The 16,534-nt window shown below is 75.3% G+C and carries 18 protein-coding genes and 1 pseudogene; 13 read left to right on the plus strand and 6 right to left on the minus strand.

Going from position 1 to position 16,534, the window contains the following annotated elements; translation table 11 throughout:
• Positions 1-246 precede the first annotated feature (246 nt).
• From AC07AL_RS16640 to AC07AL_RS16660, 5 genes are all read left to right on the plus strand, one after another.
• Positions 247-846, plus strand: coding sequence for a GNAT family N-acetyltransferase (locus AC07AL_RS16640; protein ID WP_363587435.1), 600 nt, complete (start codon positions 247-249; stop codon positions 844-846).
• Positions 847-986: 140 nt separating this feature from the next.
• Positions 987-1,454, plus strand: a complete 468-nt coding sequence (locus AC07AL_RS16645; protein WP_363587437.1) for an HAD family hydrolase — start codon at positions 987-989, stop codon at positions 1,452-1,454.
• 66 nt (positions 1,455-1,520) lie between these two features.
• A complete protein-coding gene (locus AC07AL_RS16650; protein WP_363587439.1) occupies positions 1,521-1,958 on the plus strand; it encodes a hypothetical protein in 438 nt (145 codons plus the stop codon).
• Positions 1,958-2,263, plus strand: a complete 306-nt coding sequence (locus AC07AL_RS16655; RefSeq protein ID WP_363587441.1) for a PRC-barrel domain containing protein — start codon at positions 1,958-1,960, stop codon at positions 2,261-2,263. Before AC07AL_RS16650 ends, AC07AL_RS16655 begins: the two co-directional genes overlap by 1 nt.
• Positions 2,264-2,266: 3 nt before the next feature.
• Positions 2,267-2,851, plus strand: a complete 585-nt coding sequence (locus AC07AL_RS16660) for a type 1 glutamine amidotransferase domain-containing protein (protein ID WP_363587443.1) — start codon at positions 2,267-2,269, stop codon at positions 2,849-2,851.
• A gap of 57 nt (positions 2,852-2,908) precedes the next feature.
• On the opposite strand, the gene AC07AL_RS16665 is transcribed toward AC07AL_RS16660, so the two are convergent.
• From AC07AL_RS16665 to AC07AL_RS16680, 4 genes and pseudogenes are all read right to left on the minus strand, one after another.
• Positions 2,909-3,763, minus strand: coding sequence for an ATP-dependent DNA ligase (locus AC07AL_RS16665; RefSeq protein ID WP_478317729.1), 855 nt, complete (start codon positions 3,761-3,763; stop codon positions 2,909-2,911).
• 60 nt (positions 3,764-3,823) lie between these two features.
• Positions 3,824-4,702, minus strand: a pseudogene (gene ligD / locus AC07AL_RS16670) (non-homologous end-joining DNA ligase); the annotation flags it as partial.
• A gap of 106 nt (positions 4,703-4,808) precedes the next feature.
• Complete coding sequence (locus AC07AL_RS16675) at positions 4,809-5,240, minus strand: VOC family protein (RefSeq protein WP_478317708.1); 432 nt, start codon at positions 5,238-5,240, stop codon at positions 4,809-4,811.
• A 28-nt stretch (positions 5,241-5,268) separates the two neighbouring features.
• Positions 5,269-6,234, minus strand: a complete 966-nt coding sequence (locus tag AC07AL_RS16680; RefSeq protein WP_478317709.1) for a helix-turn-helix domain-containing protein — start codon at positions 6,232-6,234, stop codon at positions 5,269-5,271.
• A gap of 175 nt (positions 6,235-6,409) precedes the next feature.
• On the opposite strand from AC07AL_RS16680, the gene AC07AL_RS16685 reads away from it, so the two are divergent.
• The gene (locus AC07AL_RS16685; RefSeq protein WP_363630533.1) at positions 6,410-7,000 is read left to right on the plus strand and encodes a pyridoxamine 5'-phosphate oxidase family protein; all 591 of its coding nucleotides are present in this window, start codon (positions 6,410-6,412) and stop codon (positions 6,998-7,000) included.
• Between the two features lie 18 nt (positions 7,001-7,018).
• Here AC07AL_RS16685 and AC07AL_RS16690 read toward each other — a convergent pair whose 3' ends face one another.
• Entirely contained in the window at positions 7,019-7,375 is a 357-nt protein-coding gene (locus tag AC07AL_RS16690; protein WP_363587449.1) for a hypothetical protein, read from the minus strand.
• 223 nt (positions 7,376-7,598) lie between these two features.
• Between AC07AL_RS16690 and AC07AL_RS16695 the strand changes: the two genes are divergently transcribed.
• Positions 7,599-8,537, plus strand: coding sequence for a COG1361 family protein (locus AC07AL_RS16695; protein WP_363630535.1), 939 nt, complete (start codon positions 7,599-7,601; stop codon positions 8,535-8,537).
• A 140-nt stretch (positions 8,538-8,677) separates the two neighbouring features.
• Here the strand turns inward: AC07AL_RS16695 and AC07AL_RS16700 are convergent, their stop codons facing one another.
• Positions 8,678-9,073 (minus strand): transglycosylase family protein, encoded by a 396-nt coding sequence (locus tag AC07AL_RS16700; protein ID WP_363587453.1) that lies wholly within the window; start codon positions 9,071-9,073, stop codon positions 8,678-8,680.
• A gap of 474 nt (positions 9,074-9,547) precedes the next feature.
• Here AC07AL_RS16700 and AC07AL_RS16705 point away from each other — a divergent pair, with 474 nt between their 5' ends.
• The 6 genes from AC07AL_RS16705 to AC07AL_RS16730 all read left to right on the plus strand — a co-directional run bounded on the left by AC07AL_RS16705 (position 9,548) and on the right by AC07AL_RS16730 (position 16,431).
• On the plus strand, positions 9,548-10,069 hold the full coding sequence (locus AC07AL_RS16705) for a universal stress protein (protein WP_363587455.1): 522 nt from the start codon (positions 9,548-9,550) through the stop codon (positions 10,067-10,069).
• Between the two features lie 54 nt (positions 10,070-10,123).
• On the plus strand, positions 10,124-11,578 hold the full coding sequence (gene pdxR / locus AC07AL_RS16710; RefSeq protein WP_478317710.1) for a MocR-like pyridoxine biosynthesis transcription factor PdxR: 1,455 nt from the start codon (positions 10,124-10,126) through the stop codon (positions 11,576-11,578).
• A gap of 220 nt (positions 11,579-11,798) precedes the next feature.
• Complete coding sequence (locus tag AC07AL_RS16715) at positions 11,799-12,311, plus strand: hypothetical protein (RefSeq protein ID WP_363587458.1); 513 nt, start codon at positions 11,799-11,801, stop codon at positions 12,309-12,311.
• A 588-nt stretch (positions 12,312-12,899) separates the two neighbouring features.
• Positions 12,900-14,309 carry a family 2B encapsulin nanocompartment shell protein gene (locus tag AC07AL_RS16720; protein WP_363587460.1) on the plus strand — a complete coding sequence of 470 codons (1,410 nt, stop codon included), beginning with the start codon at positions 12,900-12,902 and terminating at the stop codon, positions 14,307-14,309.
• A 205-nt stretch (positions 14,310-14,514) separates the two neighbouring features.
• Positions 14,515-15,540: a hypothetical protein gene (locus AC07AL_RS16725; RefSeq protein ID WP_478317711.1), complete on the plus strand. Its 1,026-nt coding sequence runs from the start codon at positions 14,515-14,517 to the stop codon at positions 15,538-15,540.
• A gap of 120 nt (positions 15,541-15,660) precedes the next feature.
• A complete protein-coding gene (locus AC07AL_RS16730; RefSeq protein ID WP_063350621.1) occupies positions 15,661-16,431 on the plus strand; it encodes a bestrophin-like domain in 771 nt (256 codons plus the stop codon).
• Positions 16,432-16,534 lie beyond the last annotated feature (103 nt).

Genomic DNA, 16,534 nt, shown 5'->3' on the forward strand with positions numbered 1-16,534 from the left:
ACCCCCCCCCCCTCCCCTTCCCCCGGCCTCACCCCCCCCCCCCCCCCCCCCCCCCCCCCCCCCCCCCCCCCCCCCCCCCCCCGTCCCCCCCCCCCCCCCCGCCCCGCTCACCGGACGTCCCGGGCGTCACCGCCGGGCCGCTCGACCACCGGCCGGTCCGCACGCCCCCGCCGGCCGGGCGGGGGCGGATTGCCGGCCGGGAAAATTCGCTGGCGGGCACCGGAGCGGGCGGGATAGGAAGGCCGGATGAGCACTACCGAGACCTCCGCCGAGCGGCGCGTCCTGCGGCCCGCCACCCTCGACCTGGGCGACGTCGCGCTGCGCCCCTGGGGCAGGGCCCTCGACGTGCCCGGCGGCACCGTCCCCGCCCTGGTGGCGGCCGCGGCCGACCCGGAGATCGCCCGCTGGAACCCGCTGCGCATCGCCGACCCGGCCGGCGCCGAGGCCTACCTCGACCGCTGCGACACCGGCTGGGCCGAGGGGCGCGCGGCCGCCTTCGCGATCACCGACGCCCTCGACGGGACCCTCCACGGCAACGCCTTCCTGGGCTGGACCGACCAGTCGGACGGCATCGCCACGGTCGGCTACTGGCTGCTCCCCACCGTCCGCGGCCGGGGCATCGCCACCCGCGCCGTCACCGCCGTCACCCGCTGGGCCGTCGCCACCGCCGACGCCCGCCGCATCGAGCTCTGGCACGCGGTCGGCAACGAGGCCTCCTGCCGCGTCGCCGACCGCGGCGGCTTCCGCCACGAGGGCACCACCCGGGCCTCCTACCGCTACGGCGACGGCGACTACGTCGACGAACACCTCCACGCCCGCCTCGCCACCGACCCGGACGCCGGGTAGCCGGGTTCGCCGACCGGCCGCCGCGCGGGTCCTCCCGGTGCCGGGAAACCGGTGGGCCGCAGGCTGCGCGCACGGCGGGGGAGCGGCCTAACCTGGAAGGGCGCGTACGGTGCGTGGCCCGGGAAGGGAAACGGTCGGCCATGACGGTGATCTCGGCGGCTCTCTTCGGTACCGATTGGCGCCCTGCGCCGCCCGGTTCCGCCGAACTGCTGCGCGAGTGCGCCGCCCGGGGCTGGACGGTCGTGCTGACCGGGCCCGGGCCGGGCGGGGCACCGGCCCTGACCGTGACCGCCCCCGGGCGTGACCCGGTGCGGGCCGCGCTGGAACTGGTCGGCGGCACACCGCCGCACGCCGTGGCGGTGGCCGGCAGCGTGCGCGAGGTGCTGGCCGCGCGGCGGGCCGGGGTGCCGTGCGTCGCCCTGGCGGCCGGTGCGGACGCCGGCCCCGAGCTGAGGGCGGCGGGCGCGGTCGAGGTCCACCGCGACGCCGACGCCCTGCTGCGCGTCCTGGACGACAGCCTGCTGGCCCGGCCCCGGGCCTTCGGCCCCGTGGGCGCCGCCGCCGGCGCCGCACCACACGCCGCAACCGGCGGCCCCCTGAGCGGTTAGCGCCTGCCCGTACCGGGCAACCGCCCGGGTGCGAGCACGTCACCGGAAGTGTCGGAGGTGACCGAGATGGACGGACCCGCGTTGAGCGGATGGGAGCGACGGCTCCTTGAGGAGATCGAGTCCGATCTGCGCCAGGACACGCGCCTCGACCGGAAGTTGAGCACGATGGGCGCCAAGTCGCCGAGCCGGGCCCGGCGCGTGCTGCGCGGCGTCGGGCGCCGCCTGTCCGCCGGGGTGGTGCTGACCGCCCTGGTGATGTCCGCGATCTGCCTCAGCATCGGCGTGCGGACCCCGACCACCGCGGTGCTGACCGCCCTCGGGCTGGTGTGGGCGGCCTCGGTGGCGGCGGCGATCGCCACCTCGGCGCTGCTGCGCCGCCGGGCCGCGGGCCGGGGTGAGGGCCGGGACCAGGCTGCGGGCCGGGACCGGGGCGAACACCGTGCCGCACCCCCCGACCGGGACGAGCGCCGCGAACGCCGCCCCTGGGACCAACCGGAGGCGTGATGACCACCGACCTGTGGGAGTACCGTCCGGGACCCCACCACGCTGCCGACCTGAACCTGACCGGGTACGAGGTGCAGGCCACCGACGGCCCGCTCGGCCGGGTCGAACAGGACACCGGGGACCACCTGCTGATCGACGCCGGGCCCTGGGTGGCGGGCACCCGGCTGTCCGTTCCGGTCGGTCTGGTGTCGCGGATCGACCACCTGGAGCTGACCGTCCACCTGGACTGCCCGCGCGCCCGGCTCAGCCCCGCCCCGGCCGCCGCCGTCCACCTGGGTTCCGCCTGCGACCCACACCGGCGCTGAGCCATGGGCTGGCCGTCCACCACGCTCACCGGCCGGACGATCGCCTTCCTGGTCGCGCCGTACGGGGCGGAGCAGGTCGAGCTGACCTCGCCGTGGCAGGCGGTGGCCGAGTCCGGCGGCACCCCGCGGTTGCTGTCCACCGGGCCCGGCCGCGTCCAAGCCGTCCGGCACCGAGCCCCGGGCGACACCTTCGCCGTCGACCTCCTCGTCGCCGGGGCGCGGCCGTCCGCCTTCGACGGCCTGGTCCTGCCCGGCGGCGTCGCGAGCCCCGACGCGCTACGGCTGGACGAGGCCGCGGTGGTCTTCGTCCGCGCCTACTGCGCCTCCGGCCGCCCGGTCGCCGCGATCTGCCACGCCGCCTGGACCCTGATCGAGGCCGACGCCGTCCGCGGCCGCACCCTCACCTCCTGGCCGAGCCTGCGCACCGACCTGCGCAACGCCGGAGCCCACTGGGTGGACGAGGAGGTGCACGTCTGCCGCGCCGGCCCCGGCCCCCTCGTCACCAGCCGCCGACCCGCCGACCTGCCGGTCTTCAACGACACCCTGGTCACCGAGTTCGTCCACGCGGCGAAGCGGCGGAAGGGGTGAACCCGCTTCCCGCCCCGGGGAGTTCCCGGCGTGCCCGGCGCGAGCTGCGCAGGGGGGTCAGTCGCCGCGCAGCCGGACGAAGGCGGCGACGGGTGGGCGGCCGGTGAGGGTCAGTTCGGCGCGCAGCGGTCCGGTGAGGGGGTGGACCGGGCCGTGCTCGGGGTCGGTGACGGGCGGGCCGGCGAGGGGACCGACGGCCTCGGCGACCTCGCGGGCCTGGACCGGGGTGAGCCGGGGAGCGCTGAGGAGCACCCGGCCGTCGTCGAGTTCGAGGACGAGGGCGTGCGGACGGGAGGCCGGACCGGTGAAGGCGCGGACGGTGGCGTCGAGGGTGTCGCTGCGGCGGTACTTGACCCAGGCACGGCCGGTGCCGCGCGGGCGGTAGGGGGAGCCGGCGGCCTTGCAGACCAGGCCCTCGACGCCGGTGTCGGCGAGGCGGGCCATCCAGTCCAGCGCCTCCGTCCGGTCGGTGGTGGCCAGTACCGGCTGGATCGGCGGAGGGACGTCGGCCAGCGCGGCGAGCAGCAGCCGGCGCCGGTCGGTGAGCGGCAGCCGGCGCAGGTCGCGGCCCGGCAGGGCGAGCAGGTCGAAGGCGATCAGGCCGAGGACGACGTCCGGGGCGGCGGCCCGGGCCCGGCGGGTGCGCAGCAGTTCCCCGAAGGCGAACCGGCCGGCCCGCCAGGCGACGAGTTCGGCGTCCAGCACCAGCCCTTCGGGCAGCCGGGCGACGGCGGCGGCGATCGGCGGGAACTCGGGGGCGAGGTCGCGGCCGGTACGGGACTGCAGGACGGGCGGGCGGGCGCCGCGGGCGAAGGCGACGCAGCGGAAGCCGTCCAGCTTCAGCTCGTACTGCACGCCCGCGCCGCCCAGGCCGTCGGCGGGCGGGACGGCGGTGACGGCGGCGGGGCGCATCACCTCGACGGGCGGGTGGAGCACCTGGCGGGGCTGCTCCTGCCGGGTCGCCGGGCCGGCGGGGAGCGGCCGGGCCCGCTCCGGGTCCAGCAGCGGCGCGAACAGGTCGCCGTGGGCGGCGAGGCGATCCGGCACCTCGGCGAGGGTGAACACCAGGTCGTCCGCCGTGCCGGCGCGCTCCAGCTCGGCCCAGGTCAGCGGGGTGGAGACGGTCGGCAGCGGCCGGGCCCGGAGGGTGTACGGCGCGGCGGTGGTCTTCCTGGCGCTGTTCTGCGACCAGTCGACCAGCACCCGGCCGGCCCGCCGGGCCTTCGCCATGGTGTGCACCACCAGCTCCGGGCGGTCGCCCTCCAAGGCGGCGGCGAGCGCCTTCGCGTACGCCGAGACCCGGGTGCTGGGAGTGGGCTCGATCGGGACCAGCAGGTGCAGGCCCTTGGAGCCGGAGGTCTTCACCCACGCCGCCAGGCCGTCCGCCGCGAGCCGCTCGCGCAGCAGGACGGCGACGGTGCGGCAGGTGAGGACGGACGCGCCCGCACCGGGGTCGAGGTCCAGGACGAGGCGGTCGGCGAGCCCGGGCGCAGCCGCGTGCCACTGCGGGACGTGCAGTTCCAGACAGCCCAGGTTGGCGGCCCAGAGCAGCGCGGCACCGTCGTCGAGGACCACCTGGCGCAGGCCACCGCCGCTGCTCGGCACCTCGACGGTGCGCACCCAGCGCGGGGTGCCGGCCGGCGGGTTCTTGGCGATGAACACCTCGGCCTCCACGCCGTCCGGGCAGCGCAGGAAGGAGACCGGGCGGTCGCGCAGGTGGGGGAGCAGGGCGCCGTGCACGGCGGCGTAGTAGCGCAGCACCTCGCCCTTGAGGGTGCCGGTGCGCGGGTAGTACACCTTGTCGAGGTGGGAGAGCGCGAGGGTGCGCCCGTCCACCGTGAGCTGCGGCATGGGTGCTCCCCGGAGCCTGGGTGGGCCTGTGCGTGGCCCCCGCAGCCAGTCTGCCCGGGCGGCGGCGGGGGCGCAGCCGGTCCACCGGGGGTCGGAGGTGGGCCGCTCACCCCCGCGCGGGGGCGGCGGGCCGCGGCGCGCCCCGGTAGGTGCCGAAGTACCACTGGTTGCCCTCCGGGTCGGCGGCGGCGAAGTCGCGCGAACCGTAGTCCGTCTCGGTGAGCGCGGTGGTGATCCGGGCCCCGGCGGCGACGGCGCGGTCGTGCACGCCGTCCGGGTCCGCGGTGACCACGTACGCGGTGAAACCGCCAGGCCGGCCCGGGCAGGGCGCGCCGCCCTCGGGCGTCTCCCGGTCGGAGCCGAGCATCACGCCGCCGCCCTCCGGCCAGGCCAGTTCGGCGTGGGCGACGAACCCGCCCTCACCGTAGGCGACGACCTCCTGGAAGCCGAAGGCGTCGACCAGGAAGCGGATCAGGGCCCGGGCGTCGGTGGCGCGCAGGCTGGGCCAGACCTGCGGGGCGGGGGTGGTGCCGTCCATGGCTGTCTCCTCGGGGGGCTCGGGTTGCTTACGCCTCCCACTCTGCGGCCGCCGCACCCGCCCCGCCTTGGACGTTTCGGAACTTCGCCTCCTCCGGCCCCTCCGCCGCCAGCCACGCGCTCGGCGCGGCCCCGGCCAGGGCGCGGAACTCCCGGGCCAGGTGCGCCTGGTCGAAGTACCCGCAGCGGACGGCCAGGTCGCCGAGCCGGGGCGGCGGCGAGGCGGCCAGCAGATGGCGGGCCCGGTCGAAGCGGATCACCCGGGCGGCGGCCTTCGGCGTCAGACCGGTCTCCCGGCGGAACCGCTCCTGGAGGTGCCGGGTGCTCCAGCCGGTCTCCCGGGCCAGCGCCGCCACCGGCAGGGCGCCGTTGCTGCGCCGCAGCGCCCGCCATGCCCAGCCGACCTCCGGCGGCACCTGCCCGGACGGGCGGGCGGCCCGCAGCAGCGTCCCGTCCAGCACGGCGAAGCGCTCGGACCAGGTGCGCGCGGACTGCAACTGCTCCTGGAGGCGCGGGCCGAGCCGCCCCAGCACCTCCTCCGCCGGGAGGTCGATCCCGGCCAGCTCGCCGGCGGGCAGCCCGAACAGCGCCCGGGCGGCCAGCGGGTGCACGGCGATCTGCACGCCGGACTGCCGGCCGTCGTGGGTGATCAGCGCCGGGCCGGTGTGCAGTCCGCCGAGCAGCGTCGGGTAACTGCCGGGCGGCTGCGCCGGGTCGGGGTGCCCGGCGATCACCAGCGGCTCGTCCAGGGTGAGGATGAACGTCAGGTACGGGGACGGCAGGCCGCGGTGCAGGGCGGGCGGGATGCCGCGCTGGCGGTACCCGGAGTACCAGGCCACGTACGGGCGCAGCGCGGGCGCGGGCCGGGCGCGGACGGCTTCGTCGACCAGGCCGGCGGCGGCATCGGCGGCCGTGTCCGCGGCCTCGTCGGCTGCGGCTGCGGCCGCGGGCCCGGTTGCGCCGGCTGCGGACGTCTCGGGGGTTTCCGTCGTCACGTTCCCAGTATCGGCGGCCGGTGGCGAGCGTGCCGCGCGGCGGGGGCGGGCGTCTTGGACAAATGCGCACCGGGGCCGCCGAGTTCAGCCGTTCTGCAGACACCCGGGTGGGGCGGCCGTCTCGCCCAGCGGATCATCCTTTCTTGCCAGGCGAGATGGGCGCACACTGGCGGGCATGGGAAAGCAGTACGAGAGCATCGACGGCAGGCTGCGGGAGTTCATCGAACGGCAGCCCCTCTACTTCGTCGCGACCGCGCCCCTCTCCACCGACGGGCACGTCAACGTCTCGCCCAAGGGCCGCTCCGGCACGCTCGTGGTGATCGACGAACTCACCCTCGCCTACCTGGACTTCGGCGGATCCACCGCCGAGACGATCGCCCACCTGCGGGAGAACGGCCGGATCACGCTGATGTGGTGCGCCTTCGACGGCCCGCCGACCGTGGTGCGGGTGCACGGCCGGGGCGAGCCGGTGTTCCGTGACGACCCGCGCTTCGCCGGGCTGTTGGGCCGCTTCGACCCGGCCGTCGACGGCTCCGGGTTGCGTGCGATCGTGCTGGTGCGGGCCGAACGGGTCAGCGACTCCTGCGGGTTCGCCGTCCCGCTGATGGACTACCGCGCCGACCGCGAGCTGCACGCGCAGTTCTTCGGCCGCAAGGACGAGGAGGAGTTCAGCACCTACTGCGAGGGCAAGCAGTACGTCGGCACCAGCATCGACGGCCTCCCTGCTCTCCCGCTGCCGCTCCCGCCCCGACCGGACAGGACCTAGCAGGCCGTCAGGCCCGCGCTACGGGCAGGGTTCCTCGACGCGCATCGCGGTCAGGCCGATCGCCTGCCCGGTCAGCACCTCGCCGGCCGCCGGGCTCTGCCCGCACACCCGCCACTCCCACTGCACCACCACGACCCGCCCCCGCGGACCGGCGTCCCGCACGCTGACCGGGTACCACAGGGGCAGCAGCGCCCGTGCCGCCAGGACGGTCTGGCCGCGCAGCTCGGGCATCGGCGGGTGGGGCGGGCTGGGTGCGGGGATCGCGTAGCCGGGCCGGTCGTCCGGCGGCAGCGTGCGGCCGGGGTCGGTGTGCGGATCGCAGGCGGCCAGCCCGAGCGAGGACACGAGCACGAGCAGGGCCCAGGTGCGGCGCATGGTCCCCCCGGTGGAATTCGCCTACGGTCCCGGCGAACCGACCGTACCTGCCGTGCGGTGCGCCGGGTCGGTTCGTGACCGGCTCGCGGCTGGACCGTCGCCACCTCGGTACGCTCCGGGGCCCCGGGCAAGCTCGTGCCGGAGCGGAACGGCGCCGCCGGACTCGCTACGGACGGCATTCATCCGGTTGCCCTGAGTGTCGGACGGGGGGAGCGTGATGGTCATGATGCGAACCCTGCGTGCCGCCGCCCTGGCCGCGCTCTCCCTAGTACTCGTGGCCTGGCCGGCTCAGGCCGTCACCGCCCCGCGCGCGGAGCGGTCGGGGACCGCGCGGCTGTCCGTCGAGCTCTGCCCGCCCCGGGGCCCGGTGGTCCCGGGCGAGAACGGGACCCTGGAGGTGCGCGTCACCAACCAGGGCCCGGCGGCGACCACCGATCCGACCCTGGTGGTCGTCCACCTGCCCCCGCCGGGCGTGGTGAAGTCGGCCGACCCGCCGGTGGAGCTGACGTACTTCGGGACGGGCAGCTCCTATTCCGTCCCGGCCGGCCTGGCGCCGGGGGCCACGTCCGTGGAGCGGCTGTCGCTGTACGTCGCGCCGATCACCTCGCCGTTCACCACCATCAGCGGTGACGTGCAGGCCTTCTACCCGGGCGACCCGGACCAGTCCGGCCACACCACGCCGTACAGCTTCACCACCGCCGACACCCGGGCCCACTTCATGGTCGGCGCCTCCTCCGCCTGGCAGGCCGGGCACCCGGTGCCGCAGCCGGGCGACCTCACCGGCGCACCCGGGGCCACCATCGACCTGCCGCTGTGGGTGTACAACGCGGGTCCGTCGTACTCGACCCACCCGATCGACGTGCGGATCACCGTGCCGGAGCACACCACGCTGACCGGCCCGACGCCGTACGACTGCACGGCCGCCGGGCCGCGGACCCTGACCTGCCACTACGGGGTCGGGCCGCGCTACCAGGACGCGATCTTCATCGACCCGGCCGTGGTGATCGATCCGGCGACGACCGCCGGCCAGGTGCTGTCCGGCGGGACGCTGGACGTGTCCGGTCAGGAGGACTGCCCCTCGCCCGACTGGCACACCGACTTCTCGGTGACGGTGGCGGCCGGCCCGCCCGGCGGCGGCCCGGAACGGGCCCCGGTCCGGTAGCCCGACCGCCGCCCGTGGGCGCGGCCCGCAGGCCGGCGCGTGCGGTCGGCCGCAGCGGGCGGGAACGCGACGACGCCGCCGCACCCGGGGAGGGTGCGGCGGCGTCGGGGGCCCGGGACAGGCGGGCCGGGGGGTGGGGACTACTTGCCCAGGCCGGCCTTGACGGAGCAGATCGGCCAGGCGCCGGGGCCCTGGGCGGCGAGGACCTTCTCGCCGATGGCGATCTGCTGCTCCTTGGTGGCCTGGTGGGCCTGCGGGGCGTACGCGGTGCCGCCGAAGGCGGCCCAGGTGCTGGAGGTGAACTGCAGGCCGCCGAAGAAGCCGTTGCCGGAGTTGACGGCCCAGTTGCCGGTGGCCTCGCAGGAGGCGACCTTGTCCCAGACGGTGGCCGGCGCGGCGGAGGCGCTGGTGGCCGTGACGAGGCCGGCGACCGGCAGGGCGGTGATCGCCCCGGCCATCAGAGCCATCCGGACGCGGTTGCGGCGCTTCGGGGTGGCGGTGGTGGTGGTAGCGGCAGTCTCGTTACGGAAGGTCATGCGGTTCCTTTCGGAGGAGGCTGCGAGCGCGCGGAACCAGGCCCTCGGAAGGCCGTTGGTTTCGGGGGACACGTCACTCGCGTGGTCCGGCACCGTTCCGGTTCCGGGGCGGTGAAGCCGACCGGAGCGGAGTGCTTGGTGCAACGGATTCGAAGGTACGGGGGCGGTTGAGGCGGTTTCAAGGATTTGGAGGTTTAGGCACGTCAGGGGGCCGTTACCGGGCGTAAGGATCAAGGAAATGACATGATTTGGCCCGATTTGCCACCATTTTCAAGATCAAACCACCCGCCGAAGTGGCCTGCGTCACGCCGAAAGTCGTGTGAGCCCGCCCACATCGTCGACAGCGCGTGACGTCCCACCAGCCCCCGGTGTCGAAATCGCCGCACCGCCCGGCGCCCCGGGTGGCCCGCGCCACAACCCTCACCGGGAGGGCCCCCTCCGGTCACGCACGGTGGCGGGCATAGCCTCGGGGCCATGAGCAACGAGAGCGATGCAGAGGACGTGGAGGCCGTCGGCGGCGCCGGGGAGCCCAGGGCGGCAGCGGCCCCCGCGGGCTTCGAACTGGGGACGGACGGGCCCAAGGTGATCCTGGCGGGGCTGGACGGCTCCGACTCCTCCTGGCGCGCCACCGCCTACGCCGCCGGGCTGGCCCGCCGCCAGGGCGCCACCCTCGCGGTCGCGTACGTCCAGCCGATCCTGGGCGCGGCCACCGCGCTGGCCGGGGCCGTGGTGGAGGAGACCACTCAGGAGATCGCCGACGAGCTGCTGACCGCCCTGCGCGAGGCCGAGCACCACGTGAAGGAGGTGTGGCGGGTGGAATGGCGCTTCCTCACCATGCGCGGCGACCCCTATACGGGGCTGGCCAAGCTCGCGGACGAACTGCGCGCCGACGCCGTCGTGGTCGGCGCCTCCGAGCAGGCCGGGCACCGGGTGATCGGCTCGGTCGCCGTCCGCCTGGTGAAGGCGGGCCGCTGGCCGGTCACCGTGGTGCCGTAGCGCGGCCGGGCCGCCCGGCAGGGGGCCGGGTGGCGGCGGGTAGGGTGCGTGACCATGACGGAAACGCCGGGCGCGCACCCCACCGGGCCCGCCCACCCGACCGGCAGCGACCTGCACCTCGACCTCCCCGCCGTCGGGGGCCGCCGTGCCGCGCTGATGGCGGCCCTGCGCGAGGCGATCCGCAGCGGCCGGCTCGCCCCCGGCACCCGACTGCCGCCGTACCGCGCGCTCGCCGCCGACCTCGGGCTGGCCCGCAACACCGCCGCCGAGGCGTACGCCGAACTCGTGGCGGAGGGCTGGCTGACCGCCCGTCAGGGCTCCGGCACCGCCGTCGCCGAGCGCGCCGAGCCCGTCCCGCCGAGCCCGTCCCCCCGACCCTCCGTGCGGCCGGGGCCCGTCCACGACCTGCGCCAGGGCCGGCCGGACGCCGCGTCCTTCCCGCGCGCCGCCTGGCTGGCCGCCGCCCGCCGGGCCCTGACCGCGGCGCCCAACGAGGCCTTCGGGCCCGGCGATCCGCAGGGGCGGCGCGAACTGCGCACCGTCCTCGCCGACTACCTGTCCCGCGTCCGCGGGGTGCGCACCGACCCGGACCGGATCGTGGTCTGCTCGGGCTTCGCCCACGCGCTGCGGCTGCTGTTCGCCGGCGGGGCGCCCGCCCTGCCGCCCGAGTCGACCGGGCCGCTGGCCGTCGAGGCGTACGGGCTGGGGTTCCACCGCGGGCTGCTGGCCGCCGCCGGGGTCGCCACCGTGCCCCTTCCGGTCGACGAACACGGCGCCAGGCTCGGCGGGTTGGCGCACCGTCAGGACGTCCGGACGGCCCTGCTCACCCCCGCCCACCAGTTCCCGACCGGCGGACCGCTGCACGCCGGCCGCCGCGCCGCCGTGGTCGACTGGGCGCGCGGGCGCGGCGGCCTGCTGCTGGAGGACGACTACGACGGCGAGTTCCGCTACGACCGCCAGCCGGTCGGCGCCGTCCAGGGGCTCGACCCCGAGCGGGTGGTCTACCTCGGCTCGGTCAGCAAGAGCCTGTCACCGGCGCTGCGGCTCGGCTGGATGGTGCTGCCGGACCATCTGGTCGACCGGGTGCTCGCCGCCAAGGGCGAACGCGAGGGCTGGGCCAGCGCGTTGGACCAGCTGACCCTCGCCGAGCTGATCGACTCCGGCGGCTACGACCGGCACGTGCGGCGGATGCGCCGCCGCTACCGGGAGCGCCGCGACCAGCTGGTGGCCGCGCTGGCGGGGAGCGCCCCGCACATCGGGGTCTCCGGCGTCGCGGCCGGCCTGCACGCCGTCCTGCGGCTGGAGCCCGGCACCGAGCACGCGGTGCTCCAGGCCGCCGCCCGCCGGGGCCTGGGCCTGGACGGGCTCGCCGACTACCGGCACCCGGGGATCGGCCCGGAGGCCATGCCGGCCATGGACGGCCTGGTCGTGGGCTACGCCACGCCGCCCGACCACGCCTACCCGGCGGCGCTCGCCGCGCTCTGCGACATCCTGCCGCCGCCCGCCTGAACCGGCCGGGCCCGGGGCGGCCGGACCGGCACCGGCCTGCCGGGCGACCGGCTCCGGGTGGCCGTCCGGGACGGCGGGCGAAGCATAGGGCCCCGGGCGGGGCGGTGGGGGCGGAACGCAGCCGGGGTGGTCCGCGGTGTCCGCCCCCGACTCGTGCGTCGGTACGGACCGGGGCGGAGCGGGGCAACGGAACCGGTACCGCGCCCTACGCTCCTTGGTCATGCGCAGAACACATTTGAGCCGTGTCGCCCTCGCCGCGTGCCCGGCCCTCGCCGTCGGTCTGCTCCTCTCCGCCACACCCGCCCAGGCCGACACCCCGCTGCCGTTCACGGCCGTATCCGACCGGCAAACGACCGTCCGGGGCGGCGAGTTCACCCTGACCCTGACGCTCAGCAACCCGTACGACACGCCGATCCAGTTCGTGTACCAGAGCGTTCAGCCGACCTACCAGACCAGTCTGGAGAACGGCCTCAAGTTCACCGCCACGGCCTGCGGCACCCAGACCAACGGCTGCAGCGACAATGTCCACGGCGGGATCGCCCGGTACAACGTGCCGCTCGCCCCCGGTGCCACGAGCAGCTTCACGGTCACCTACACCGTGGCGCCGGACTCGACCTGCGGCGCGGCGACCAGGATCGACTTCTACTCCTACCTGTACTACGAGTACAAGGGGGGCGAGGCCAAGAACTCCGGCATCGTCGGCATCCCCGGCAGCCAGATCGCCTGCGCCTGACGCATCGCCCGACCGGCGCTCCCTCGCCGCTTCCCCGTCGCACCCCCACTGCGCATCCCCGATCCCCCGTCAGGTGCCGGCCGCCCCCGTCCCGGCACCTGACGGGCCGTTCGCGTGCCCGGATCCCGGTGGCGGGCCGGCGCCCATGGTCGGGGCGCAGCTGACCGGCCCCGTTGCGTCGGCCCCGTTGTGCCGGCCCCCCGTTGACGACCCGCTCCCGCCGATGTCGTACGGGGGGTACGCCGCCTGTCCGCTGTCCGCTGTCCGCGCACGGGGGTCGGTCGCGCGGGATCCGCGGCGGGGAACGGATGTTCTCGCGACCCGGGGCCCGAGCGGAATGGGACTGCTTCAGATTCACCCTATCGGGGGGTAGTCGGCCTCCGTGCGGGCCCGGTCGGGCGCTGGTGATCTAGGGTTCCCGATGGGCCGCCGGGAGACGGTGGCCGTGATCGCGATGAATCGCCAACACCCCCATCGATACGCGTGTCTGATGAGCCGTCATGGCATCAGTCGGGGTGGATCGGGGCGACCCCGTCGCCGTCCTTCCCTGACCGCGTGATCCGACCAGATGAATGGAGACCCCTGCCGATGCCCGTGGACACGAGCCCGGAGACAGCGCAGGTCCCGCAGCAGTCCAGCCTCACGACGGCCGCTGCCCGCAACCTCGCCACCACGACCAAGTCCGCACCGCAGATGCAGGAGATCACCTCCCGCTGGCTGCTCAAGGTGCTTCCCTGGGTACAGGCCGCCGGCGGCGCCTACCGTGTCAACCGACGGCTCACCTACACCGTCGGCAACGGTGTGGTCGAGTTCATCAAGACCGGCTCCCAGGTCCGGGTGATCCCCGCCGAGCTGGGTGAGCTCGCCCTGCTGCGCGGCTTCGAGGACGAGGAGGTGCTGACCGCCCTCGCCGACCGCTGCGAGCAGCGCGACTTCGGCCCCGGCGAGGTGCTCACCACCCAGGGCGGGGCCGCCGACCGGATCTTCCTGATCGCGCACGGCAAGGTCAACAAGATCGGCACCGGCAAGTACGGCGACGACACCGTGGTCGGCGTGGCCGGCGACGGCGACCGCTTCGGCGATGACGCCCTGCTGGACCCGGACGCCGTCTGGGAGTTCACCGCCACGACCGCCACCGCCGGCGTCGCGCTCACGCTGACCCGCCGTGACTTCGCCGCCATCCGGGACAACTCGCCGAGCCTCCAGGAGCACCTGCTCGGGTTCCTGGCCCTGCCGCAGCAGGCCCAGAACGAGCGCGGCGAGGCCGAGATCGCCATGTCGGCCGGCCACCACGGTGAGTTCGAGCTGCCCGGTGCCTTCGTGGACTACGAGCTCAAGCCCCGCGAGTACGAGCTGAGCGTCGCGCAGACCATCCTCAAGGTCCACACCCGTGTCGCCGACCTGTACAACGAGCCGATGAACCAGATCGAGCACCAGCTCCGGCTGACCATCGAGGCGCTGCGCGAGCGCCAGGAGCACGAGCTGGTCAACAACCCGGAGTTCGGCCTGCTCAACAACGCCGACTTCGACCAGCGGATCCAGACCCACTCCGGCCCGCCCACCCCGGACGACCTGGACGAGCTGCTCAACCGCCGCCGCGACCCCGACTACCTGCTCGCCCACCCGCGGACGATCGCCGCGATCGGCCGCGAGTTCAACGCCCGCGGCCTGTACCCCCACCACGTCGACCTCGGCGGGCAGCAGGTGCCGGCCTGGCGCGGGGTGCCGATCCTGCCGTGCAACAAGATCCCGATCACCAAGGAGAACACCAGCTCCATCCTGGTGATCCGTACCGGTGAGGACAACCAGGGCGTCATCGGCCTGCACCAGAACGGCATCCCGGACGAGTACCAGCCGTCGCTGTCGGTCCGCTTCATGGGCATCGACGAGAAGGCGATCATCTCCTACCTGGTCAGCGCCTACTACTCGGCCGCGATCCTGGTGCCGGACGCGGTCGGCGTCCTGGAGAACGTCGAGATCGCGCACCGCCGCCACTGAGGACGACCGACAACGGAGCTGGGCCGTAACCGGCCGGCTCGAAGATCGTTTGACCTGATGACGGACGGCCCGCCCCCGGAAGGCGGGCCGTCCGCCTGATCGTGCCTCATCACGTCTGATCGCGCCTGCCCGCGTCCTCCTGCGGGCCGGGCGGATCGCCCTGTTCTGATCCCGTCCCCGGCGACCCGAGAGGTGAGTGGAGCCCATGCCGCAGCGCCGGCAGTCCCGACGGATATCGCTGGACGGCGGTGGGGGTGCGGCCTCCGGTCGGCGGACCAGGCTGATCGGCGCCGCGGTCGGTGTGGTCGCGATGTGCGCCCTGGTCGGCGGCGCCTCGGCGTCCGGCACCGAACACCACGGCGGGGAGCAGCAGCACGGCACGACCGTCGACTCCTGCGTCTGCACCGCGACGGACGTGTCGGTGCAGGTCGGGCCGGGCGGGGACGTGAACGTCGGGGTCGACGTGGACGTCCAGGTCGGCGTCACCGTCGCCCCGACGGTCGACGCGCGACACCAGGGGCCCGGGCTCCCGCACCGGCACCACCCTTGCCGCACGCCGAAGGCCGTGCCCGGACCGGCCTCACCACGGCCCTCGGACACCACGGGGGTCCGTGGGCAGCCCGGCCGCCCGGACGACGAGCACGGCGGGTACGGGGGCCACGACGGGGACTGGTGGCACGGGGACTGGTGGCACCACCACCATCACCACCCGCACCCCTGCCCGAGTGCCACGCCGACGCCGACCCCGACGTCGAGCCCCACCCGCACGCCCAGCCCGACGGCGACCCCGACGCCGAGTGCCACGCCGACGCCTTCGCCGACGTCGAAGCCCAGTCCGACTCCGGCACCCGTCCCCACGCAGTCGCCGACCCCCGCGCCGACAACGCCGGCTCCCAGCAGGACACCTGGGCCCACCCCGCCGCCGGCGGCACCCGCGCCGAACCCGCCCGCACCCCCGGCGCCGGCCCCGGTGGCACCCGCGCCCCCACCGGACCCGGTGGCCCCCAGCCCGGACGCGCCGAGCCCGGTGCGCCCGAGCCCGCTGTGGCCGACCCCGGCGGCGCAGCCCGTGTACCACGTGCGGGCGGCGCAGCCGCCGGTCCCGCCGCAGCACCACCACAACGCCCCGGCGACGACCACCATGCTGCTGGTCACCGTGCCCGCCATCCTGGCGGCGGCGGCCCTGCGCCCGGGCCGTGGACGCGGCCGCGGCCGTTCCGGGCGGTCCTGACCGCCCCACCGAGGCGGCCCGCCCCGGCCCCCGGTCCGGCCCTGGAGCCCGACCTGCCTGGCCCGGGGCCGGCCTCGATCCTTTGTTCCGTCACAAGCCGAGCCAGAGAAGGGAGTTCCCATGTCCGAATGGTTGGCGTTGGCCATCGCGATGGCGGCGGCCTGTGCCGTCGTGGTGGCGGTGGTGGTGCTGCGGCACCGCCGGGTGGGCACCGAGAAGAACGTCGACGAGACCCCGGACGTCATCGACTACATCACGATGATGATCGGCGTGGTCTACGCGATCGTCCTCGGCCTCGCCCTCGCGGGTGTCTGGGAGGCGCGCGGCGCCGCCCAGGACGACCTGTTCCGGGAGGCGCAGTCGTTGCAGGAGGTGAGCGACCGGGCGGTGGTCTACCCGGCCGAGTTCCGCGACCAGGTCCGGGCCGACGTGGACGCCTACGTCTCGTACGTGGTGAAGGTCGAGTGGGACTACATGCGCAAGAACGGCGAGATCTCCGACAAGGGCACCGAACTGCTGGACAAGCTGCGGGTGGACGTCGCCACCCGGCCGCCGGCCTCCGAGCTGGAGTCGCAGTCCTACCAGCCGATCATGGACCGGATCAGCCAGGCCGACGACGCCCGCAACTCGCGCGGGCAGAACGCCGGGCCGACCATGCCCGGGGTCGTCTGGTTCGGCCTGATCACCGGTGCCGTGGTGACCGTCGGCATGCTGTTCGCGCTGCAGATCCGGCGCACGCCGAGGGAGTTGATCCTGGCGGGCTGCTTCAGCGCGCTGATCGCGTTCCTGCTGTTCATGATCTGGGACTTCGACGATCCGTTCGGCCGGAGCGTCTCGGTGACCACCCAGCCGTTCGTCGACCTGTTCCCCTCCCTCGGGCTCAAGGGCTGAGCAGGGCCCGCCGAACCTCGCCGAAGCGGGTGGGGGGGGGGGGGGGGGGGAACGGGGCCCCCCGGGGTTCCGAGAGCCGGACCAGGTTCCCTTCCCCGGGGTT

The organism is Kitasatospora sp. NPDC043949 (assembly GCF_056435365.1).